Raw genomic sequence first — 783 nt, 5'->3', positions numbered from 1 at the left:
AGCGGATCATGCGCGGCGAGCCGATGACCGCGACGGACTATCTGGCCGCGGTGAAGGGGCGCGCCGAGGTGATCGCGGAGGCCGCCGCACGGACGGCGCCCTTCGATGTGGTGATCTGCCCGACGGTGCCCCTGGCTCCCCCACCGATCGCGGCCGTGGCGGAGGAGAGCGAGTACAACCGCATCAACCTGCTGCTGCTGCGGAACACGACGATCGCGAATTTCCTGGATCGCTGCGCGATCAGCCTGCCCTGCCACCTGCCCGGCGACGCGCCGGCCGGCCTGATGCTGATGGGTGAGGCGATGGCCGACGCTCGCCTCTTCACCATCGCAGCGGCGGTGGAGCGCCTACTCGAAGTCTAGGGGTCCAGGGGCATGTAGTCCCTGGCAGGGCGCGCGAGGCGCGGCGCCCCTCGCTCCTTAGAACAGCCCTTCGATCCGGCCGTCTTCATCCAAACGGATCGTCTCCGCGGCCGGCACGCGCGGCAATCCCGGCATGGTCATCACATCCCCGCAGATTGCCACGACGAAGCCTGCCCCAGCCGAGAGGCGCACGTCGCGGATCGGCAGAACGTGGCCCTCCGGCGCGCCGAGCGCTGTCGGGTCGGCGCTGAAGCTGTATTGCGTCTTGGCGATGCAGACGGGCACATGGCCGAAGCCCTGGGCCTCGAAGCGCGCGAGCTTCGTCGCTACGCTGTCGGGGATGGTGATGTCCGAGGCGCGGTAAATCTCCTGCGCGATGGTCAGGATTTTTCCCGCGAGCGGCATCGCGTCGGGGTAGAGC

At 68.8% G+C, this 783-nt stretch carries 2 protein-coding genes; one reads left to right on the top strand and one right to left on the bottom strand.

The window, feature by feature from the left end:
• Positions 1-362: amidase family protein (locus AC1DWF_RS33685; protein ID WP_476842839.1), on the top strand; the 362-nt coding region annotated here is incomplete at its 5' end.
• A gap of 57 nt (positions 363-419) precedes the next feature.
• On the opposite strand, the gene AC1DWF_RS33680 is transcribed toward AC1DWF_RS33685, so the two are convergent.
• A partial coding sequence (locus tag AC1DWF_RS33680) for a formate--tetrahydrofolate ligase (protein ID WP_476842838.1) occupies positions 420-783 on the bottom strand: 364 nt, incomplete at its 5' end.

It is taken from the genome of Aminobacter sp. P4_D5 (assembly GCF_056401815.1).
This window is presented reverse-complemented; position numbering and strand designations above follow the sequence as displayed.